Source organism: Streptomyces sp. NPDC088733, from assembly GCF_044751185.1.
In the GTDB taxonomy this organism is placed as follows: Bacteria; Actinomycetota; Actinomycetes; order Streptomycetales; family Streptomycetaceae; genus Actinacidiphila.
In genome coordinates this window covers 18,542-39,846 of record NZ_JBIVLH010000045.1, presented here as the reverse complement: position 1 = coordinate 39,846, position 21,305 = coordinate 18,542, and the positions used below count along the sequence as shown (strand labels likewise).

The following is a 21,305-nucleotide window of genomic DNA, read 5'->3' as shown; positions in this document are numbered from 1 at the left end:
TGCAGGGGGGACCCTGTGGGAGAGTAGGACGCCGCCGAACAATTCTTCAGCCTCAACCCCCGAGCTCATGCTCGGGGGTTGAGGCTTTTTTGCGTCCACTACAGTTGGCTTCGTGCGCTACGACCTGGTCATTTTCGACAACGACGGGGTGCTCGTCGACAGCGAGCCGATCGCGAACCATGTGCTCGCCGATCTGCTGACCGAGCACGGGCATCCGACGAGCTACGAGGACTCGTTGCGGGACTACATGGGTTCGGCCATGCACCGCGTGCACGACCTGGTGGCCGAGCGGTCGGGGCAGCGGTTGCCGGAGGACTTCGACGCGACGTACTACGCGCGGGTCTTTGAGGGTTTCCGCCGGGAGCTCCAGCCGGTGCCGGGCGTCGCGGACGTTCTGGAGAAGCTGGACGCGGACGGGGTGCCGTACTGCGTGGCGTCGTCGGGCAGCCATGAGCGGATCCGGGTGGCGCTGCGGAAGACCGGTCTGTACGGGCACTTCGGTGAGGAGCGCATTTTCAGTTCGCAGGATGTGGGCCGGGGCAAGCCGGCGCCCGATCTGTTCCTGCACGCGGCACGTGCGATGGGCGTACCGCCCGAGCGGTGTGCGGTGGTGGAGGACAGCCTGCTGGGGGTGGAGGCCGCGGTCGCGGCGGGGATGGACGTGTACGGCTTCACGGCGATGACCCCGCCGGCGCGGCTGGAGGAGGCGGGGTCGGCGGGGACGCTCACGCTCTTCGCCGAAATGGTGGGCCTGCCGGGAAAACTGATGATGTGATCGACCTACCCGTCCGTAGGGTTCGGCCCTACGCTGCTCGCTCATGGACGGCATCGACGGCAGATTGCGTCATGGGCGGGCCTCCCTGGCCGTCAGCTTCTTCTCGCAAGGTGTGGCCTTCGCGCTCCTGGTGACGCGCATCCCGGCCCTGCAGGATCGATACGACATCAGTGACGCGCTGCTGCCGCTGTTCCTTGCGGCGGTGCCCGTCCTGGCCGGTGTCGGAAGCGTGGCGACCGAGCACCTGGTGAAGCGCGTACGGCCGAGCACGGTGCTGCGCTGGGTGCAGCCGGTGGTGTGCCTGGCGCTGCTGGGCGCAGGTTCCGGCGACACGATGTGGGAACTGGCTCTGTCGCTCGCGGTGTTCGGCATCTGTGTCGGCGGGCTCGACGCCTCGATGAACATGCTCGGCGTGAGCCTCCAGCGCACGTACGGCCGCAGCATCATGCTGGGCTTCCACGCCGCCTACAGCTTCGGCGGCATCCTCGGTGCGTCCCTGGCCTGGGCGGGCGCGCACTGGCACCTGTCGCTCGCGGTGCTGTACGGGCCGGTGGTGGCGGTGCTGATCCCGCTGACGCTGGTGGGCAGCCGCTGGTACGTCGACCAGGCGGCCGACGCGCCCGCGGGGAAGCCGGCGCCGGGCGGAGCCGATGCCCCCGCGTCCGGCGCGTCCGTCGCGATGCGCATGCTGCTGCCGCTGTGCCTGGTGATGGCGTTCGCGTACATCGGCGACTCGACGGTCTCCAACTGGAGCGCGAAGTACCTCCAGGACGTCCTCGGCAGCTCCGAGCAACTGGCGACGGTCCCGTACAACGTCTACATGGTGACGACCCTGCTCGGCCGGTCGGTCGGGGACTTCGGAGTGCGGCGCTTCGGGGCCGCGGCCGTCGTGCGGGTCGGGGCGCTCGTCGCGGTGGCCGGGTTCGCGGTCGTGGCGGTGGCGCCGGGGCCGTGGGTGGGCATGCTGGGCTTCACGCTGCTGGGCTTCGGGCTGTGCGTGATCGTGCCGCAGACCTTCGCCGCGGCCGGGCGGATGTTCCCGGGGGCGTCGGACACAGCGATCGCGCGGCTCAACATCTTCAACTACGTGGGCTTCCTGGTGGGTTCGCCGCTGGTGGGCGCGCTGGGTGACGCGTGGAGCTACCGTGGCGCGATGCTGGTGCCGATGGTGCTGGTGGCCGCCACACTGCTGTACGCCCGCTCGTTCGGAGCCGAGCCCGCCCGATACGGTGGCGACCATGAGCGGCCGCGCACAGCTGATGTGGGACGAGCAGGTAACGGGCTATGACTTCGGTCGCGGGCACCCGATGGATCCGGTGCGGCTCGCGCTGACCATGGGGCTGGTCCGGGCATTCGACCTGGACAAGGCGGCGGCGGTCGTTTCCGCGCCGGCCGCCGGGGACTCGACGCTGGGGCTGGTCCACGACGCCGAGTACGTCGCCGCGGTGCGGCGGGCGTCGGCCGACCCCAAGGCGCTGACGGAGCTGTCGTACGGCATCGGCACCGACGACAACCCGGCCTTCGCGGGGATGCACGAGGCCTCGGCGCTGATCGCCGGCCAGTCGGTGGGCGCGGCCGAGGCGGTCTGGCGCGGCGAGGCCGCGCACGCGGTGAACTTCGCCGGCGGTCTGCACCACGCGATGCCGGGGACGGCCTCGGGTTTCTGCGTCTACAACGACGCCGCGCTCGCCGTCGCGCGGCTGCTGGAGCTGGGCGCCGAGCGTGTGGTCTACGTGGACGTGGACGTGCACCACGGAGACGGGGTCCAGGCCGTGTTCTGGGACGACCCGCGGGTGCTGACCATCTCGCTGCACGAGCACCCTCGCACCTTGTTCCCGCAGACGGGCTGGCCGGAGGAGACCGGTGGCGCGGGCGCGGAGGGCGGCGCGGTGAACCTGGCGCTGCCGGCCGGCACCGGGGACGCGGGCTGGCTGCGGGCCTTCCACGCGGTGGTGCCGGAGCTCGTCGCCGCGTTCCGGCCGCAGGCGCTGGTCACCCAGCACGGCGCCGACACGCACTTCGAGGACCCGCTGGCGCATCTGGCGGTGAGCCTGGACGCCCAGCGCGCGGTGGCGGAGGCCCTGCACGGCCTGGCGCACGAGCATGCCGAGGGCCGCTGGGTGGCGCTCGGCGGCGGCGGGTACGCAGTGGTGGACGTTGTACCACGGTCGTGGACGCACCTGGTGGCCATCGCCGCGGGCCGGCCGGTGGCTCCGGAGTCGGCGACGCCCGAGGAGTGGCGTGCGGAGGTGTACCGCAGGACCCGGCAGACCGGCCCGCTGCGGATGACGGACGGCCGGGACGGGTCCTTCACGGGGTTCCACGACGCGGGGTACGACCCGGCGGACCGGTTGGACCAGGCGATCCTCGCGACCCGGCGGGCGGTGTTCCCGCTGCACGGACTGCTGCCGTAGGGCTCTGCCGACACGGGCGCTCAAACCGTGTCGCGCAGCAGCTCCGCGGCCCGTTCGGCGATGGCGTAGACCGTGGCGTTGGTGTTCGCGGAGACCAGGCGCGGCATCACCGAGGCATCGGCCACGCGCAGGCCGTCCACGCCGCGCACCCGCAGGGCGGGGTCGACGACGGCGTGTGCGTCGGTGCCCATGCGGCAGGTCCCGGCGTAGTGGTTGTAGGAGCGCAGATTGCGGCACAGGCAGGCACGCAGTGACTTCTCGCCGAGGGCGTCCGGGCCGGGCAGGACCTCCCCGTCGCTCCAGTCCGCGAGCGCGGGGGCGGCGGCGATCTCCCGGGCGGCGCGCAGGCCCTGGACCATGGCGTCGAGGTCGCGGATGTCCGCGTAGTACCGCGGGTCGATGCGCGGGGGCGCGCCGGGAGCGGTGCCTGCCAGGCGGATCGTGCCGTGGCTGAACGGTGTCATGAGGGCGACCGTGATCGTCCATCCCCGGCCGGGCCCGGGTCCCGGCAGGCTGTCCTCGCGCAGGGGGACGTCGACCATCTGCAACTGCACATCGGGCCCGGGGACCCCCGGGCCGCTGCGGATCAGCCCCTGGACCTCGCCGTGGTTGCCGGTGCCGGGCGGTACGGGACGGGCCGAGCGGTGGACGACGCCGGACAGGACGTGGTCCTGGAGGTGCGAGCCGACGCCGGGCAGGTGCACCGCGGTGGGGATGGCGAGGGTCCGCAGGTGGGTGCGCGGTCCGATGCCGGAGAGCATGAGCAGTTGCGGGGTGCCGACGGCTCCCGCGGTCAGGACGACCGCTCCGGAGCGGGAGCGGCGCGCAGTGCGCAGTTCGGTGCCGGCGGCGTACTCGACGCCCGTGCAGCGGTCGCCGTCGAGGGTGACCCGGTGGACGAGGGCGCCGGTCACGACGTGCAGGCCGGGCCGGTGCAGGACGGGCCGCAGGTAGGCCGTGGCGGCGTCCTGCCGGATGCCGCCGGAGATGCTGAGGTCGCCCCGGCCGAATCCCTCCTCCAGACCCCCGGCGAGGTCCCGGGCCTCGCGGTGCCCGGTCTGCACCGCGGCGCGCAGGAAGTCCTCGGCGAGCGGGTGCGGGTCGGCGGCGGGGCCGACCCGCAGCGGACCGTCCATGCCGCGCAGCGCCGGATCGCGGTCCGCGACACCGGTGAGGTTCTCGCTGCGCTTGAAGGCGGGCAGGAGGTCGTCGAAGCCCCAGCCGGGAGCGCCCTCGGCGGCCCAGGCGTCGTAGCTCGTGCGGTGGCCGCGCAGGAAGTTCATGGCGTTGATCGCCGAGCTGCCCCCGAGGCCGCGGCCGCGGGGCCACGGCACGGTGATGCCGGTCTCGGTCTGCGGGGTGGTGCGGTCCGCCCAGTCCAGGGGGGTGTTCAGCAGACTCGGCCAGGCCGGCGGCTGGGCCACGCCGGGCGGGTGGTCGGCTCCGCCGGCCTCCAGCAGGAGCACACGCGCGGCCTCGTTCTCGGACAGGCGCGCGGCCAGCGCGCATCCCGCGGACCCGGCCCCCACGACGACGTAGTCGAACTCGGTTCCGTTCGGAAAGCTGTCGGTCACGGTGAACCGCCCCTCGGTGGCGTGCGGTTTGCCCCCTTGTGGGAAGTGTAGGAAGAACCGCGGCCGGGTGAGGAGCCTGTCGGGCAGCGGGCCCGAACGGCCACCTCACGGGAGTGATGTCGGGCTTGTTCCGGTGCGTGCCCGCCCGGGGCCGGGTCACCATCGGCCCGTGGTGAGTGTGGGCGCGCTGCGCGCGCATCTGGTGGGGGTGGGGATCGCCGGGCCGGTGGCGACGACGCGGGAGCGGAGCCTGCGCAGCTACCGGCTCTTCGCCGCCGGGGACCCGCGGCAGACCCTCGGGCTGGATCCGGGGCGGACGTGGACGTCGTCCGACGTGCTGGGCCTGATGGCTGACCAATGCGGGGTTTCGCCTGATCCGCGCCACACTTCCGGGCAGGATGTGATCGACCCGGACCGTACGCTGGCCGGTCTCGACGCCTTCGCCGCTCGTCTGCGGCAGGCGGCGCGGCACAGGGAGCCGGTCCTGCTCGGGACCGGGCATCCGCAGCGGCTCCTGGGTTTCTACGCCGGATTGGCCGCCGCCCTGTCGGCGGCGGGATGTCCTGTCCTCACCCCATCGCATGGTCGACGTGTCGACATGCCGACGCAATTCGGCCTACGCCCCCACAACCTGCGCTACGTAGGGGGCGTCGCGGTGCTCCGTGATGCGCCGGGTGAGGGCGCCCGGGGTGCGCCCGGAGTGCACACGCACTCCCCGCTCCCGGTTCGGGTCGCCCTGGCCGGCGCGGCGACGCGCGGCGGCCCGCTGCCGAGCCTCGTCGTCGGGGATCACGGCTGGGTCTGCGGGGCAGGTCAGCTGGGCATTGAGGCCATGGGACTGGCCGACTCCGACGACCCCGCCGTTTTCGTCGCCCAGGCCGAGGGCAGGGTTTCGGTCGTGGTTCCGCTTGATGACGCTGTGCGGTCCGATTACTACCGACCGCTTACGCGCTATGTACTCAATCGAGCGTGTCTGTCACAGTAGTCAACCGATCGCTACTCCTCTTCCCCACTTGCATCATGCGCACCTAATCTGGGGAGGAGCGCACATGCGAGAGGGAGTCACCGGAGGGGAAGCCGGTGCCCGTCATGTGCGGAAGGTTCAGGTGTGTCATGGCTTCAAGCGAGAGGCCTCTCAACGAGGTCGTGTTCCTGACCGTGGCAGAGGTCGCCGCGGTGATGCGAGTGTCCAAGATGACCGTGTATCGGTTGGTGCACAGCGGTCATCTGCCGGCGATCCGGGTGGGGAGGTCCTTCCGCGTCCCGGAGCAGGCCGTCCATGACTATCTTCGCGAGTCCTACGTGGGGGTGGAAACTGCCTGACGACTGCCTCGGTTTATGCTCGGTGCCCCCGGGCGGGTAGGCTTGGCCGACGTAGGTCGTGTGGGCTCGGACGCCCCGCACCGAGTGAAAACGAAGCGAGGGTAGTCGTGGGCTCTGTCATCAAGAAGCGGCGCAAGCGTATGGCCAAGAAGAAGCACCGCAAGCTGCTGAAGCGGACGCGTGTGCAGCGCCGTAACAAGAAGTAGTCGAGCTGCGCGTCGCTCTTCCCACTGCCCTCTCCCCACCGCCGTCCGCGGTGGGGAGAGGGCAGTGGCGTTTCCGGTGCGGGCGGCAGGGCAGCCGTGACGGGGAGCGGTACCGCCCGGCCGCGGCCGGACGGGCCCGGCATCCTGGGATCTCCTTGACCGCCCTGACGGTGTTCGTACGGTCGAGCGTCATCACGGCGCAACATCGAACCGATACGGTGCGTATATGCGGTAAGTAGGAAGGCGCTGATCTTGGGCAAAGTGGTGCTCGTGACGGGGGTCGCCCGCCAGCTCGGCGGCCGGCTGGTACGACGGATCATGCGTGAACCCGATGTCGACCGGGTGGTCGGTGTCGATGTGCTGCCGCCGGAGCATCAGCTGGACGGTGCCGAGTTCGTGCGCGCCGACATCCGGCATCCGATGATCGCGAAGGTGCTCGCCGAGCACTCCGTGGACACCGTGGTGCACATGGACGTCAGCGGGACGCTGCCGGGCCGCAACAGCCGCGCGGCGGTCAAGGAGACCAACGTCATCGGCACCATGCAGCTGCTCGGCGCCTGCCAGAAGGCCCCGACCGTGCGGCGCCTGGTGGTCAAGTCCACGACGAGCGTGTACGGATCGGCCCCGCGCGACCCGGCGGTCTTCACCGAGTCCATGCCCGCGAAGTCGCTGCCCACCGGCGGCTTCGCCAAGGACGCCGTGGAAGTCGAGGGCTATGTGCGGGGCTTCGCCCGCCGCCGTCCGGACGTGGCGGTCTCGGTGCTGCGCTTCGCGAACATCCTGGGCCCGCACGCCGACACGCCCCTGGCGGAGTACTTCGCGCTGCCGGTGCTGCCGACCGTGCTCGGGTACGACCCGCGACTGCAGTTCGTCCACGAGGACGATGTCATGGACGTCCTGCTGCTTGCCCTGCGCGACGAGGGCAACGGCACCATCAACAGCGGGACGTTCAACATCGCCGGCGACGGGGTGCTGCTGCTGTCGCAGACGGCCCGGCGGCTCGGCAAGCCCACCGTGCCGGTGCTGCTGCCCGCGGTCACCTGGGTGGGGCAGATGCTGCGCACCGCCGGGGTCACGGACTTCTCGCGCGAGCAGATCCGGCTGCTCACCCATGGCAGGGTGGTGGACACGACGCAGATGCGCGAGACTCTCGGCTTCACCCCGAAGTACACCACCGCCGAGACCTTCAGCGACTTCGCCCGCAGTCGCGGCCCGGGGCTGCTTCCGCCCGAACTGCTCGCCCGTACCGTGGACCGGCTCGCCGCGCTGGTGCCCGCGGGCGGCCCTGAGAACTGAGCTTGTGAGCACTCCTGCGAGGAGGAACCGCGCCATGGCGGATGCCAAGGTCATCCCGTTCGACGAGGACACGCGAACGCGGAGGGGGGCGTCGCGGCCGCGGGGACGGGCGGCCGCCCGCAAGCCGGTTGAGGCCTCCGGCGCGAACGCGCTGGCCGCACTGCCGGTCGAGGACAGCACCGGGGACCCGGCCGCCGCCGGACCGGAGGAGTCCGGCCCGCCCGCCGCGGCCTCCGGCCCGGAGGCCGGTGCGGACGCCGGGGCGACCGGCCCCGCCCCGGAGGGGGCCCACGACGGCACGCGGCCGGCCGCCGGTGGCGGACCGCTGGTCGCCGCGCTCGGCCAGGCCGCCGACCGGCTGCTCGGCGGTCCCTGGGAGCGCCGGGTGGCACACGGCCTGGCTTTCCTGCGCCGCCGCGTCACCGGGGACTACGAGGTCGACGACTTCGGCTACGACGAGGACCTCACCGACCAGTTGCTCATGTCGCTGCTGCGGCCGCTGTACGAGTCGTACTTCCGGGTCGAGGTGAAGGGCATCGAGAACATCCCGGCCGAGGGCGGCGCCCTGGTGGTGGCCAACCACTCCGGGACGCTGCCGCTGGACGGGCTGATGATGCAGGTCGCCGTCCACGACAACCACCCGGCGGGGCGGCATCTGCGCCTGCTCGCGGCGGACCTGGTCTTCGTGCTGCCGCTGGTGAACGAACTGGCACGCAAGGCCGGGCACACCCTGGCCTGCGCCGAGGACGCGCAGCGGCTGCTGGAGCGCGGCGAGGTCGTCGGTGTGATGCCGGAGGGCTTCAAGGGGCTCGGCAAACCGTTCTCGGAGCGCTACAAGTTGCAGCGCTTCGGGCGGGGCGGCTTCGTGGCGACCGCGCTGAAGACCCGGGTGCCGATCGTGCCGTGCTCCATCGTGGGCGCGGAGGAGATCTACCCGATGATCGGCAACGCGAAGACCGCGGCGCGGCTGCTGGGCTTCCCGTACTTCCCGATGACACCGACGTTCCCGTGGCTCGGGCCGCTCGGGCTGGTGCCGCTGCCGACCAAGTGGACCATCCAGTTCGGCGAGCCGATCGCCACGGACGGCTACGCGCCGGAGGCGGCGGAGGACCCGATGCTGGTCTTCAACCTCACCGACCAGGTACGGGAAACGATTCAGCACACGCTCTACAAGCTGCTGGTACAGCGGCGTTCGGTGTTCGTCTGAGCTCCTGCCGCGGCAACCCGCGATCGGCACATGGCGAGGGCCGGTGCCCGGGACGATTCCCGGGCACCGGCCCTCGCCGTGTGCCGACCGGCCGGCTACTCGCCGTTGTCGTCCTCCGTGCCCAGGCCGAGACCCGGGAGGAGGCCCGGCAGCAGCGGGGGAAGCGTGACGGACGGCTGTGCCGTCTCGCCGGAGCCGCTGGACGGGCTGCCGCTGCTCGCCGGAGGGTTGAGCAGTCCGTCCGTGCCGCCGATGAAACCGCCGTCGGAGCTCTTGGACGCCGACGGGCTGGCCTTCTCCGTACCGCGCTCGACGGAGCGGTCGCTCGCGGAGTCGCTCGACGAGGGGGACGGCCCACGCGTGCCGCTGCCGGAACGGGCGCCGCTGCCCGGGGTGCCGCCCCGCCCGTCGACCGCGGTGGCGGCGGGGGGCAGCAGCTTCTGCAGCGGGGCGACTTCCTGCTCTATGGCGTCGAAGACCGAGGTGACCTTGTTGCCGACGTCGCTGAGCTTGTTGGGCAGCCGGTCGCGCAGCTCGGTCCAGCCCTTGCGGTGGTTGCTGGAGAACGCGGAGAGCGTCTCCATCGGCCGCAGGGAGCCGTCCTTGCGATACGCGGCGGTGAGCAGCCGGTGGCCCTCGGTGGCCTCCTGCTGCATACCGGACAGCGCCCGGCGGATCTCGCCCACCGACTCGTCGTCGAGTTGGCCGCCGCGCCCGCGCTCCATGAGGCGGCGGGCCTCCTGGAGCCGGGTGGAGGCGAGGTCGAGATAGACCTTGCCGCGGTCGGCGTCGTCGTCGGCGAGGTTGAGGCGCATGTCCTCCATGCCCCGCTTGAGCCCGTACAGCGTGTCACCGGGGAGCGCGTCGGTGCTCGCGGCGGCCACGCCGCCGAAGGCACCGGCCGCCACGCCCACCGACAGCCCGCCGGCGGCCAGCCGGCGCGACCACGCGGAACGGGGCCTCAGTTTGCCCATGCCGCGGCCGCCCGCGCGGTGTGCGCCGCGGCCGCCGTCGCGTTGCTCCGGGACCGTCAGCGTGCCGTCGGCGAGCGCGGCTTCCATCGCCGCGATCAGCTGGGCACGTTGCACGGTCTTGGCCTCGGGGTCCAGCGTCGGCCGCGGAACGTCCTCCAGGGCGTCCGCCAGGGCCAGAAGCCTTCCCTGACCCGGATCCGCATGCCGGTCCGCGGCGTGGGCGCCGTGCTGCTCGCCGGCGTGCGCCTGTTGGCCGTCGTCCTCAAGGGCGTCGGCGAAGGCGTTCGCCCGCCGGTGCGCCGTTGGGTTCGCGATCACGGGCGGCACCTCCTCTCGTCATCCACCTCGACTCCCCGTTGTGCCTGCAAGGTTCCACACCTTGAGCCCTTCCACCCGATCGAGTGATCGGAAGCGGGCAGGGCACGGCAGTGGGGGGTCCGCATGTGATGCAACGAGCGCCGTACGCCCAGGGTTACGCCCAGGGTTGCGCACTCATGATGATCGGACCGTGAAGACAGTCGCAAGATGAAGTCCCATCCATGGCGTTCATCGCGCGTCGTCGGGAAGCAGCCGGGCGAGGGTCCGTACGGCCCGGTACTGCAGGGTCTTGATCGCGCCTTCGTTCTTCCCCATGATGCGTGCCGTCTCGGCGACGGACAGGCCCTGCAGGAAGCGCAGGGTCACGCACTCCTGCTGCTGGGGGTTGAGCTTGCGCACCGCGCGGAGCAGCGACTCGTTGGACAGCGACTCCAGGACGCAGTCCTCCGGGCTGGGCTCGACCTCGTTGGCGTCGAGCATCTCCCCGGTGGTCACCTCCAGCCGGAAGCGGCTGGACTTGAAGTGGTCGGCGACCAAGTTGCGCGCGATGGTCACCAGCCAGGCGCCGAAGTCGCGGCCCTGCCAGGTGAACGTGCCGATCCGGCGCAGCGCGCGCAGGAAGGTCTCGCTGGTGAGGTCCTCGGCGGTCGCCTTGCCCCCGACGCGGTAGTAGATGTAGCGGTACACGGTGTCGGAGTAGTGGTCGTACAGCCGCCCGAAGGCCTCGGTCTCCCCGGCCTGGGCGCGTTCGACCAGGTCCATCATCCGCCCGCTGTCGGTGTCGGACGCGGGCCGGCGCGTGGAGGCGCCCGAGGACCGTGCGGTCTGCGAGGTGCTGCGGGCACGTCTGCCGACCGCCGCCCGGCCGTCGGCGAGCGCATAGGTCGCCAGCGCGGGGCCGGCGGGCACTGCTGCGGCGAGTGCTGGCACGGGCACGGCGTACGCGGGGACAACGCGCAGCAGGTGCTCAGCCACCAGTGCGCGCAGCGTAGCCAGGCCAGAGGCGTCAACCCCGGTGTGTGGGTACACGGGACTCCCAGAGGCAGAACTTCCATCACGTGCAGTACGGAACCGTTCACTCGTCGTAGCGACGCGTGGGAACCGGCTTGCGTTTGAGGAGAATAACGCTTCGTACAGGCGACGCTACACCGAGTTGCTGAAATCGCCGGTTCCGCCCACTCTCTGGCGGAATGGTGATCGATCAATTATCGAACACCGAAACGTACTTGACCACATAGCGTCGTGAAATGCTCGCGTGGAGAGCGTGTTGTGGCTGTGTGGTCATGTGGCGACTGACGGGACGCCAGAGGGGTACAACGGTGTGTCGCACATCGGCCCCGGACCGGGGCCGATGCTCAGCGGCGGCGGCGCTGCAGGGCCACCGCGGCGGCGGCGCCGCCCGCGACCGCCCCGACCCCGGCGGCGGCCGGAATGCCGATTTTCGCGGCCTTGCGGCCGGTGCGGTAGTCGCGCAGCCGCCAGCCCATTTCGCGCGCGTGTTTGCGCAGTCGCGTATCGGGATTGATCGCGTATGGATGTCCGACCAACGACAGCATCGGGATGTCGTTCGACGAATCGCTGTACGCGGCGCAGCGCGACAGTTCGAGTCCCTCGGCCGCGGCGAGCGCCCGGACCGCCTCGGCCTTCGCCGGACCGTGCAGCGGCTCGCCGACCAGCCGGCCGGTGTAGATCCCGTCGACGTGCTCGGCGACGGTGCCCAGGGCACCGGTCAGCCCGAGCCGCCGGGCGATGATCGTGGCGGTCTCGACGGGCGCGGCGGTGACCAGCCACACCCGCTGCCCGGCGTCCAGGTGGGCCTGGGCGAGCGCGCGGGTGCCGGGCCAGATCTTGCCCGCCATGTACTCGTCGTAGATCTCCTCGCCGATCGACATGAGCTCCTCGACGCGGTGCCCCTTGACGATCGACAGCGCGCTCTCGCGCACGTCCTGCATGTGCTCGGGGTCCTCGGACCCGGCGATGCGGAAGTAGGCCTGCTGCCACGCGAAGCGCGCCAGGTCGCGGCTGCGGAAGAACTTCCTCTTGTACAGCCCGCGCCCGAAGTGGAAGATCGCGGCGCCCTGCATGACCGTGTTGTCCAGGTCGAAGAAGGCGGCCGCGTGGGGATCGCCGACGACCGGGAACGCGGGAAGGGCGGTCCGTGCCGCCTTCTTCGCCACGGGCGCCGCGAGGGCGGCCTCGGCCGCGGCCTCGCCCGCCAGCACGCTGCGTGCAGTGGCGGAGCGCTTACGGGGGGTGAGCCATCGCAGAGCGGCCATGGGGCGAGCATAGCCAGTCTGTTGGGCACTTCCGGTGCTCAGATGGAGCAGGTGAATGAACTCCGAGCGACAGAAGTGTTACTCCCGTCACGGTCGGTTGACGCCGGGCAGGGGCAGAATGGCCGGCATGAGTCCCCTGTTCGGACGCGGCCCCCGCCAGGACGCCGCGGGTCCTGCTGTTTCCGCCGATCCCGTCGATCCCGCCTCCCGCACGGTCACGCTGATCACGAAGCCCGGCTGCCACCTGTGCGACGACGCCCGCGCCGTCGTCGGCAAGGTGGTCGCCGAGGCCGGCTGCCGCTTCGAGGAGCGCGACATCACCCAGGACGAGGAGCTGCACCGCGCGTACTGGGAGCAGATCCCGGTCGTCCTGATCGACGGGGAACAGCACACGTTCTGGCGTGTCGACGAGGCCCGGCTGCGCCGCGGGCTGGGCCTCTGAGGCCTCCGGGGCCACGGGTGGGTGATTTGCGCGTGTTCCTCTGGGCGCGTGTGCTCGATTACCATCAAGGCGTTTTGTGTGCTGCGGGGGTATGTACGTAAGGATGGTGACGGCGTGCTCCCGGGCAGGCTTCTGACGCGCGGCGGCTATGCCGTCGTGGACGTCGAGGCCACCGGTTCGAGCTCGCGGCGGAACCGCGTGGTCGAGCTGGCGGTCGTTCTGATGGACCGCGATTTCGTCGCACAGGGCGAGTTCTCGACCCTGGTGGACCCCGAGGGCCCGGTCGGCCCCACCCACATCCACGGCATCGAGTCCCACCATGTCGAGGCGGCCCGTGCGCCGCTGTTCTCCCAGATCGCCCCCGGGCTGCTCGCCCTGCTGCGCGGCCGGGTGCTGGTCGGGCACAACGTGGGCTGCGACCGGGCGTTCCTGGCGGCGGAGTACGGCCGCATCGGCATCCGGTTCCCCGAGGTGCCGGAGCTGTGCACCATGCGGATGGCGGCGCAGCGCGAGCCCGTGCCGCGGGGCCTGAGCCTGCGGGCGTGCGCCGAGGCGGCCGGGCTGACCGGCTGGTCGGCGCACACCGCGCTCGGCGACGCGCGGGCGACCGCCCGGCTGTTCACCGCGTACGTCCGGGAACTGCCGCAGTGGCCCGCGCACGCGGAGCAGGAGCTGGCGCGCGCCGCCGGGGTCGAGTGGCCCCGGCTCGCGGGGACGGACACGCCCTGGGTGGAGCGCAGGGGTACGGAGCGACCGCTGATGCGGAACGTTCCTGTACAAAAGGTGGCTTCTTCTGTCCGTAATGGGGGCGCGTGATGCCGGTCACTTCCCCAGGGCAAATCGGACACCATCTTTGTGCACGCGTTCACAAAGACATAGCCTGGCGTGTACGGGGCGGCCCCATCGAGGGGTGCCGTCCGCAGCCCAGCTCTACCCGCAGGAGCATCGTGGCAACTGGCCGAACTCACCGACCGGCGACCCGGAGCCGAGGGATTCCCGAGGCCACCGTCGCCAGGCTCCCGCTGTACCTGCGGGCCCTGACCGCGCTCTCCGAGCGATCGGTGCCCACGGTGTCGTCGGAGGAACTCGCGGCGGCGGCCGGAGTGAACTCCGCCAAGCTCCGCAAGGACTTCTCCTACCTCGGTTCCTACGGAACCCGCGGTGTCGGCTACGACGTCGAGTACCTCGTGTACCAGATCTCCCGCGAGCTGGGCCTGACCCAGGACTGGCCGGTCGTGATCGTCGGTATGGGCAATCTCGGTGCCGCGCTCGCCAACTACGGCGGCTTCGCCTCCCGCGGTTTCCGCATCGCCGCGCTCATCGACGCGGACGCGGCGCTCACCGGCCGGCCGATCGCGGGGCTGCCGGTGCGGCACGCGGACGAGCTGGAGTCCATCGTGCGGGACAACCACGTGTCCATCGGCGTGATCACCACGCCCGCCGGTGCCGCCCAGGAGGTCTGCGACCGCCTGGTGACCGCCGGGGTCACCTCGATCCTGAACTTCGCCCCGACCGTGCTGACCGTCCCCGACGGGGTCGACGTCCGCAAGGTCGACCTCTCCATCGAACTGCAGATCCTCGCCTTCCACGAGCAGCGCAAGGCCGGCGAGGAACTGGAGGGCGCTCTCTCGGTTCCCCCGGTGGCGGCCAAGGCGGTCCGCGACGGCGACCGCCCGGGACCTGACGGGGACGTCCCCGCCGTGATGCCGGCATGAGCCTCCTCGTGGTCGGGCTGAGCCACCGCACCGCCCCGGTCGGCGTCCTGGAGCGGGCCGCGCTCGCCGAGGACACCAAGGCCGATCTGCTGCACGACGTGCTGGCCGCGGAGCCGGCCAGTGAGGCGGCGGTGCTGTCGACCTGCAACCGCATCGAGCTGTACGCGGACGTCGACAAGTTCCACGCCGGGGTCGCCGAGCTGTCCACGCTGCTCGCCCGGCACAGCGGCGTCGGGCTGGACGAGCTCACCCCGCACCTGTACGTCCACTACGAGGACCGGGCCGTCCACCACCTGTTCTCGGTCGCCTGCGGCCTGGACTCCATGGTTGTCGGCGAGGGCCAGATCCTCGCCCAGATCAAGGACATGCTCGGCCTCGGCCAGGAGCTGCACACCGCCGGCCGGACCCTGAACGACCTGTTCCAGCAGGCGCTGCGGGTCGGCAAGCGGGCCCACTCCGAGACCGGGATCGACCGGGCCGGGCAGTCGCTGGTCACCTTCGGCCTGGACCAGATGGCACAGGCCATCGGCGGCACCGGCTTCGCCGAGTGGGGCAGGGGCAAGCGCGCACTGGTCGTCGGCGCGGGCTCGATGAGCTCGCTCGCCGCAGCGACCCTGGCCCGGGCCGGGGCCGGCGAGATCGTGGTCGTCAACCGCACGCACGAGCGCGCCGAGCGGCTGGCCGAGTCCGTCGGCGGCCGCGCGGTGCCCATGGACGACCTGGCCGCGGAACTGCCGCACGCCGACATCGTGGTGTCCTGCACCGGCGCGACCGGCCTGGTGCTGACCGCCGACACGGTCGCCCGCGCCACCCTGACCCGCGCCCTGCGCGCCGCCGGCGGGCCGGCCGCGCCCATCGGCATGCTCGACCTGGCGCTGCCGCGGGACATCGACCCGCTGGTGCACGCCATCGACGGAGCGCATCTCACCGACCTGGAGACCATCGGCACGGCCGCGGCCGACGCCCCCATGGCGGCGGACGTCGACCAGGTCCGAAAGATCGTTTCCGCAGAGGTCGAGGCGTTCGGCGCCGCCCAGCGCGCCGCGCACATCACGCCGACCGTGATCGCCCTGCGCGCGATGGCCGCCGAGGTGGTCGCCACCGAGCTCGCCCGCCTCGACGGCCGGCTGCCCGGTCTGGACGAGCGCGAACGCGCCGAGGTGACCCAGACCGTGCGCCGCGTGGTGGACAAACTCCTCCACGCGCCCACCGTGCGGGTCAAGCAGCTTGCGGGCGAACCCGGCGGAGCCGGGTACGCTGACGCGCTGCGCGAACTCTTCGACCTGGACCCGCAGGCGGTCGCCGCCGTCAGCCGGGCCGACTCCCCGGCCGTACCGGTGGTCCCGCCGCCGGCCGCGTCGACCGGGGCCGTCACGACTGAACCGAATCGAGGGCGGGCATGACAAGGCCCACCGCACTGAAACTGGGAACCCGGCGCAGCGCGCTGGCGATGACGCAGTCGGGACTGGTCGCCGACCAGGTGCGCCGGCTCACCGGCCGCGACGTGGAACTGGTGGAGGTCACCACCTACGGCGACGTCTCCCGCGAGCACCTGGCGCAGATCGGCGGCACCGGGGTGTTCGTCTCCGCGCTGCGCGACGCGCTGCTGAGCGGTGAGATCGACTTCGCCGTCCACTCCCTGAAGGACCTGCCCACCGGCGACGCCGAAGGGCTGACGCTGGCCGCGATCCCGTCCCGCGAGGATTCGCGGGACGCGTTGGTGGCCCGCGACGGCCTGACCTTCGAGCAGCTCGCCACGGACCCGCGCGGTGCCCGGATCGGCACCGGCTCGCCGCGCCGCGCCGCCCAGCTGAACGCCTGGGCCCGCTCGCTCGGCGTGCGCATCGAGACCGTGCCGATCCGCGGCAACGTGGACACGCGCATCGGATACGTTGCCTCGGGCGACCTCGACGGTGTCGTCCTGGCCGCGGCCGGGCTGAGCCGGCTGGGGCGCCTGTCCGAGGTCACCGAGCTGATCTCCCCCGACGTCGTGCTGCCCGCCCCCGGACAGGGGGCGCTGGCCGTCGAGTGCTCTGCGGCCGACGCAGAGCTCGCCGCCGTGCTCGCCGGGCTCGACGACCCGTTCACCCGGGCCGCCGTGACCGCCGAGCGCGCACTGCTCGCCGCCCTGGAGGCCGGCTGCTCCGCGCCCGTGGGCGCGCTGGCGGAGCCCGCCTACGAAGGTGCCGACGGGCACATCACCGAGCTGCGCCTGCGCGGTGTCGTCGGGACCACCGACGGCTCCTCGCTGGTGCAGATGTCCATCACTGGTCCCACCCCCGTCTCTCGCGAGGAAGCTTCGGCCATGGGCCGCGAGCTCGCCGACGAGATGCTCGCCAAGGGTGCGGCCGGTCTTATGGGGGAGCGCGTACTTTGAGCCCCACCGCCGCCGCAGCGACCAACACCACGACCGCCGCCGATGCCACGGCAGGCAGTGCCGGCACCGCCGGCCGCACTGCCGACGGGCCGCCCCTTCCGGTCCTCGGGCACGTCACCTTCCTCGGTGCCGGACCCGGCGACCCGGGTCTGCTGACCCTGCGGGCCGTCGAGGCCCTGGCCCGTGCCGATCTGCTGGTCGCCGACCAGCAGGTGCTCGAAGTCGTGCGCACGCACGCCCGGGCAGGCGTGGACACGGCGGAGCCGGCCGTCGCCGAGGGCGAGTTGAGCACGTCGGCCGCCGCGACCAAGCTTTGCACGGCCTCCGCGCGCACCGGCAAGCGGGTGGTCCGAGCGGTCGCGGGCGACCCCGGACTCGACCCCCAGGCCGCCGCCGAGATGCTCGCCTGCGCCCACGCAGGCATCCCCTTCGAGGTGGTTCCGGGCGTCGCCGCGGCCGTCGGCGTGCCCGCGTACGCCGGTGTCCCGCTCAGCGGTGACGTGCGCTTCGTCGACGCGGCCACCGCCTCCACCCGCTGCTGGAGCGAGGCGGGCGCGAGCGACGCGACGGTGGTGGTCTCCACGACCCTGCAGACCGTCGCCGCCAACGCCGCCGAGCTGGTCTCCGCCGGGCGCAAGCCCGACACCCCGCTCACCGTCACCGTCGCCGGCACCACCACCCGGCAGCGGACCTGGACCGCCACGCTGGCGACCATCGCCGCCGAGCTGAAGGCCACCAAGGCGCTCCCCACCCCGGAGGGCCCCATCGCGGCGATAGCCGTGGTCGGCGAACCGACCACGCAACGCGACCTGCTCTCCTGGTTCGAGACCAAGGCCCTGTTCGGCTGGAAGGTCCTCGTGCCGCGCACCAAGGAGCAGGCGGTCTCCCTCTCGGACCAGCTGCGGTCCTACGGGGCGGTGCCGCACGAGGTGCCCACGATCGCCGTCGAGCCGCCGCGCACCCCGCAGCAGATGGAGCGCGCCGTCAAGGGCCTGGTCACCGGGCGCTACGAGTGGATCGCCTTCACCTCGGTCAACGCCGTCAAGGCGGTCCGCGAGAAGTTCGAGGAGTACGGGCTCGACGCCCGCGCCTTCGCCGGCATAAAGGTCGCGGCGGTCGGCGAGCAGACGGCGCGTGCCCTCGTGGACTTCGGCGTGAAGCCGGACCTCGTGCCCAGCGGCGAGCAGTCCGCGGCCGGGCTGCTGGAGGACTGGCCGCCCTACGACCCCGTCTTCGACCCCATCGACCGGGTCTTCCTGCCCCGCGCCGACATCGCCACCGAGACGCTCGTGGCGGGCCTGGTGGAGCTCGGCTGGGAGGTCGACGACGTCACGGCCTACCGGACCGTCCGCGCCTCGCCCCCGCCGGCGGAGACCCGCGAGGCCATCAAGGGCGGCGGCTTCGACGCGGTGCTGTTCACCTCGTCCAGCACGGTGCGCAACCTCGTCGGCATCGCCGGCAAGCCGCACAACGTCACCGTCATCGCCTGCATCGGCCCCGCCACCGCCAAGACGGCGGAGGAGCACGGGCTGCGGGTGGACGTGATGGCCCCCGAGCCGTCCGTGCAGGCGCTGGCGCAGGCCCTGGCCGACTTCGGAGTACGGCGCCGCGAGGCGGCCCTCGCGGCAGGCGACCCGGTCACCAGGCCCAGCGAGCGCCGCCCCGGCTCGCGCCGCCGCGCCCGGGTCTGAGACCCGGCGCACCCTTCGCGCCGCCCGCGAGGCGGCCGGCCCGACCGGCCGGCCGCCCCGCGGGCGTACGGCCCGGAGCCCGACATGTGGTCGGGAAGAGCACCCCTGTCGCGGGCGTACCGTGGTGAACGGAAGCCACGGCGACGGAGAGGCGCGACACGGTCATGAGCGGAAGCGGTACTCGTTACGGTCGGTTCCCCGGCGCGCGTCCGCGCCGACTGCGCACCACGCCGGCGATGCGCCGCATGGTCGCGGAGACCCGCCTCGACCCGGCCGGACTGATCCTGCCGGTGTTCGTTCGTGAAGGCATTCACGAGCCCGTGCCGCTGTCCTCGATGCCCGGCGTCGTCCAGCACACCCGCGACACCCTCCGCAAGGCCGCCGTCGAGGCCGCCGAGGCGGGCGTCGGCGGGATCATGATCTTCGGTGTCCCGCTCGACGAGAAGAAGGACGCGGTCGGCACCCCCGGCACCGACCCGGACGGCATCCTCCAGGTCGCCATCCGCGACGTCGTCTCCGAGGTCGGTGACGCGCTGGTGGTCATGGCCGACCTGTGCCTGGACGAGCACACCGACCACGGCCACTGCGGCGTCCTGGACGCCGAGGGCCGGGTCGACAACGACGCCACCCTGGAGCGCTACGCCGAGATGGCCCGCGTCCAAGCCGACGCCGGCGTCCATGTCGTCGGCCCCAGCGGCATGATGGACGGTCAGGTCGGCGTCGTCCGTGAGGCGCTGGACGCCGCGGGCCGCCAGGACGTCTCCGTGCTGGCCTACACCGCCAAGTACGCCTCCGCGTTCTACGGCCCCTTCCGCGAGGCCGTCGGCTCGTCCCTGGTGGGCGACCGCAAGACGTACCAGCAGGACCCCGCCAACTTCCGCGAGTCGCTGCGCGAGCTGACCCTCGACCTCGCCGAGGGCGCCGACATGGTGATGGTCAAGCCCGCCCTGCCCTACCTGGACGTGCTCGCCAAGTTCGCCGAGACCGTGGACGTTCCCGTCGCGGCTTACCAGATCAGCGGTGAGTACGCGATGGTCGAGGCCGCGGCCGAGCGCGGCTGGATCGACCGCGACCGCGCGATCATGGAGACCCTGACCTCGATCCACCGCGCCGGCGCGCAGCTGATCCTCACGTACTGGGCGACCGAGGTCGCGAACCGGCTCTGACCGCGCGGGGCCAACGGGCCCTTGAGCGGTGGTTTTTGACGGCCTTGGCGCATCGGCCCCGGACAGGGCCGGACCGCCGGGCCGGGACACCTGTGCGCAGGGCGGGTGTGCGGACCTGGCGGTACGGAGCCGGCTCCACGCCTGCGACCTGCGGTTTTGTGATGTCGGGGTGCGCTCGGACGCGCGTGACGCCGCCACGCCGTACTCCGGTTCCCATCGAGGTGATATTTCGTTACATCAAGTGGGTTTGCTCGCGATCCCGAATGAAAGGGGCATATCGCCGGGAAGCATCGTGGTGTCCAAACCGGGGCGGACGCGCAAGCGCCGCCGAGAAAGGAGACCGCAATGCGGGCTTCCCGATTTGTCGCCGCGCTGGGTGTCGCGGCCGCCGTGCTGATGGGTGGTGCCACGGCTGCCAGCGCCGCCACCGAGGTGGCGCCCAAGGCGGCAGCTCACGTGACGCACGACCGTGGCCACGGCTACGGCGACCGTGGCAATGACTATGGCGACCGTTGGGGTCGCGACCGGGGCCACCGCCACGACCGCTGGGGCCACCACCGTCACCACCGTCACCACGGCCGTCACCACTGGGGCCACCGCTGGGGTCACAACCGCTGACGGATGACATCGCGGGGGCGCCCTTCCGACTCGGGGGAGGGCGCCCCCGCCTTTGTGCTCAGTCCCACCAGAAGGTCCAGCACCGCTCGCCGAGCAGCGACTTCGCGTAGGTGCGGAGGGAACCACTGCCCTGGGTGATGTTGTCCGGGCAGAAGGCGAAGTGCTCCGCTGCGATCGCCTCGGCCCCGGCCTGATCCACCGGCGGCGCGGCGACGGAGAGCACCAGGACGTCGAAGGACAGGGCCACGACCCGCACGCCGAAGCGGTCCTCCCAGGAACGCAGCACGGCGCAGAGCCGGGCCACGTCGTTCTCGTGGTTGAGCGGGCCGGTCCAGCCGATGGCCGCCGGGATGTCGGCGCTGCGCCGCGCGGGGACAAGGGCCGCTCGGGGGTCCTTGAACCAACCCGCCCCGGCCACCGACGCCGCGACCTCGGCGGCCCGGACGTCCGGATCGGCCTCCGACTCCCTTGCCGGGGCCGGCCCCGGCCACTCCCGGCCGAAGGGGGCGACCAGTTCCGCCTCGTCCGCGCCGAAGTCCTCCTCGAAGTCCCAGAATCCGGCCAGGACGTCCTCGGCGTCGTGGTCGCCGGGGTACGACATCGTCCCGGGGGAGAGCTCGCGGGTGGCCGGCATCGCCGCGTCCATCGACAGCAGCAGCGGATGCAGGCCCGCCGACATGCGTGCGGGGAGCAACCGCTCCCAGGCGTCCGGTGCGGCGGCTCCGTCCGCGTGCCAGAGCAGCGGCTCGTGCCAGCAGCCCTCATTCGTCGCGTCGACGAGGCGGCCGGGCGGGAGTCCGAGTCCCAGGGACCGGCCCGAGGGGTCCTGCGCGAGTTTCGGGAGCTGGTTGGGAAGCGTCGCCATGGCCGTGAATCTATGACCCGCCACTGACAACGGCGGCCCCGGAGGGAGTCGGTACTTCCACCAGGGCC

The 21,305-nt window shown here is 72.1% G+C and carries 21 protein-coding genes; 16 read left to right on the top strand and 5 right to left on the bottom strand.

Annotated elements, in window-relative coordinates:
• Window positions 1-112: 112 nt before the first annotated feature.
• From ACIP64_RS40375 to ACIP64_RS40365, 3 genes are read left to right on the top strand one after another with little or no spacing between them, the layout of a single operon-like run.
• Entirely contained in the window at window positions 113-775 is a 663-nt protein-coding gene (locus ACIP64_RS40375) for an HAD family hydrolase (protein WP_401597557.1), read from the top strand.
• Between the two features lie 43 nt (window positions 776-818).
• Window positions 819-2,063, top strand: a complete 1,245-nt coding sequence (locus tag ACIP64_RS40370; protein WP_401597554.1) for an MFS transporter — start codon at window positions 819-821, stop codon at window positions 2,061-2,063.
• Complete coding sequence (locus tag ACIP64_RS40365; RefSeq protein WP_401597551.1) at window positions 2,014-3,189, top strand: acetoin utilization protein AcuC; 1,176 nt, start codon at window positions 2,014-2,016, stop codon at window positions 3,187-3,189. The genes ACIP64_RS40370 and ACIP64_RS40365 overlap by 50 nt, the downstream gene beginning before the upstream one ends.
• A 20-nt stretch (window positions 3,190-3,209) precedes the next feature.
• Here the strand turns inward: ACIP64_RS40365 and ACIP64_RS40360 are convergent, their stop codons facing one another.
• Window positions 3,210-4,763 carry a GMC family oxidoreductase gene (locus ACIP64_RS40360; protein ID WP_401597549.1) on the bottom strand — a complete coding sequence of 518 codons (1,554 nt, stop codon included), beginning with the start codon at window positions 4,761-4,763 and terminating at the stop codon, window positions 3,210-3,212.
• A gap of 169 nt (window positions 4,764-4,932) precedes the next feature.
• On the opposite strand from ACIP64_RS40360, the gene ACIP64_RS40355 reads away from it, so the two are divergent.
• The 5 genes from ACIP64_RS40355 (at window position 4,933) to ACIP64_RS40335 (ending at window position 8,795) form a co-directional block, all read left to right on the top strand.
• Entirely contained in the window at window positions 4,933-5,748 is an 816-nt protein-coding gene (locus tag ACIP64_RS40355) for a phosphatase (protein WP_401597546.1), read from the top strand.
• A 128-nt stretch (window positions 5,749-5,876) separates the two neighbouring features.
• Window positions 5,877-6,086: a helix-turn-helix domain-containing protein gene (locus ACIP64_RS40350; RefSeq protein WP_319665659.1), complete on the top strand. Its 210-nt coding sequence runs from the start codon at window positions 5,877-5,879 to the stop codon at window positions 6,084-6,086.
• A gap of 107 nt (window positions 6,087-6,193) precedes the next feature.
• Window positions 6,194-6,292 (top strand): 30S ribosomal protein bS22, encoded by a 99-nt coding sequence (locus ACIP64_RS40345; RefSeq protein WP_003948845.1) that lies wholly within the window; start codon window positions 6,194-6,196, stop codon window positions 6,290-6,292.
• Between the two features lie 252 nt (window positions 6,293-6,544).
• On the top strand, window positions 6,545-7,588 hold the full coding sequence (locus tag ACIP64_RS40340; RefSeq protein WP_401597543.1) for an NAD-dependent epimerase/dehydratase family protein: 1,044 nt from the start codon (window positions 6,545-6,547) through the stop codon (window positions 7,586-7,588).
• Between the two features lie 34 nt (window positions 7,589-7,622).
• The gene (locus tag ACIP64_RS40335; RefSeq protein ID WP_401597540.1) at window positions 7,623-8,795 is read left to right on the top strand and encodes a 1-acyl-sn-glycerol-3-phosphate acyltransferase; all 1,173 of its coding nucleotides are present in this window, start codon (window positions 7,623-7,625) and stop codon (window positions 8,793-8,795) included.
• 95 nt (window positions 8,796-8,890) lie between these two features.
• Here ACIP64_RS40335 and ACIP64_RS40330 read toward each other — a convergent pair whose 3' ends face one another.
• From ACIP64_RS40330 to ACIP64_RS40320, 3 genes are all read right to left on the bottom strand, one after another.
• On the bottom strand, window positions 8,891-10,087 hold the full coding sequence (locus tag ACIP64_RS40330) for a DUF5667 domain-containing protein (RefSeq protein WP_401597537.1): 1,197 nt from the start codon (window positions 10,085-10,087) through the stop codon (window positions 8,891-8,893).
• A 228-nt stretch (window positions 10,088-10,315) separates the two neighbouring features.
• Complete coding sequence (locus ACIP64_RS40325; RefSeq protein ID WP_360915604.1) at window positions 10,316-11,116, bottom strand: ECF subfamily RNA polymerase sigma factor, BldN family; 801 nt, start codon at window positions 11,114-11,116, stop codon at window positions 10,316-10,318.
• Between the two features lie 326 nt (window positions 11,117-11,442).
• Window positions 11,443-12,363, bottom strand: coding sequence for an HAD family hydrolase (locus ACIP64_RS40320; RefSeq protein ID WP_401597535.1), 921 nt, complete (start codon window positions 12,361-12,363; stop codon window positions 11,443-11,445).
• A gap of 127 nt (window positions 12,364-12,490) precedes the next feature.
• On the opposite strand from ACIP64_RS40320, the gene ACIP64_RS40315 reads away from it, so the two are divergent.
• From ACIP64_RS40315 to ACIP64_RS40280, 8 genes are all read left to right on the top strand, one after another.
• Entirely contained in the window at window positions 12,491-12,805 is a 315-nt protein-coding gene (locus tag ACIP64_RS40315; protein WP_401597533.1) for a glutaredoxin family protein, read from the top strand.
• Between the two features lie 114 nt (window positions 12,806-12,919).
• A complete protein-coding gene (locus ACIP64_RS40310) occupies window positions 12,920-13,621 on the top strand; it encodes an exonuclease domain-containing protein (RefSeq protein ID WP_401597531.1) in 702 nt (233 codons plus the stop codon).
• A 131-nt stretch (window positions 13,622-13,752) separates the two neighbouring features.
• Window positions 13,753-14,520: a redox-sensing transcriptional repressor Rex gene (locus tag ACIP64_RS40305; protein ID WP_401597528.1), complete on the top strand. Its 768-nt coding sequence runs from the start codon at window positions 13,753-13,755 to the stop codon at window positions 14,518-14,520.
• Window positions 14,517-15,923, top strand: a complete 1,407-nt coding sequence (locus ACIP64_RS40300; protein WP_401597526.1) for a glutamyl-tRNA reductase — start codon at window positions 14,517-14,519, stop codon at window positions 15,921-15,923. The genes ACIP64_RS40305 and ACIP64_RS40300 overlap by 4 nt, the downstream gene beginning before the upstream one ends.
• Window positions 15,920-16,897 carry a hydroxymethylbilane synthase gene (gene hemC / locus ACIP64_RS40295; protein ID WP_401597523.1) on the top strand — a complete coding sequence of 326 codons (978 nt, stop codon included), beginning with the start codon at window positions 15,920-15,922 and terminating at the stop codon, window positions 16,895-16,897. Before ACIP64_RS40300 ends, hemC begins: the two co-directional genes overlap by 4 nt.
• Window positions 16,894-18,588: a uroporphyrinogen-III synthase gene (locus ACIP64_RS40290; protein ID WP_401597521.1), complete on the top strand. Its 1,695-nt coding sequence runs from the start codon at window positions 16,894-16,896 to the stop codon at window positions 18,586-18,588. Before hemC ends, ACIP64_RS40290 begins: the two co-directional genes overlap by 4 nt.
• A 164-nt stretch (window positions 18,589-18,752) precedes the next feature.
• On the top strand, window positions 18,753-19,754 hold the full coding sequence (gene hemB, locus ACIP64_RS40285; protein ID WP_401597519.1) for a porphobilinogen synthase: 1,002 nt from the start codon (window positions 18,753-18,755) through the stop codon (window positions 19,752-19,754).
• 345 nt (window positions 19,755-20,099) lie between these two features.
• Window positions 20,100-20,372: a hypothetical protein gene (locus tag ACIP64_RS40280; protein ID WP_401597516.1), complete on the top strand. Its 273-nt coding sequence runs from the start codon at window positions 20,100-20,102 to the stop codon at window positions 20,370-20,372.
• A gap of 58 nt (window positions 20,373-20,430) precedes the next feature.
• On the opposite strand, the gene ACIP64_RS40275 is transcribed toward ACIP64_RS40280, so the two are convergent.
• A complete protein-coding gene (locus ACIP64_RS40275) occupies window positions 20,431-21,237 on the bottom strand; it encodes a DUF4253 domain-containing protein (protein WP_401597513.1) in 807 nt (268 codons plus the stop codon).
• Window positions 21,238-21,305: the final 68 nt, after the last annotated feature.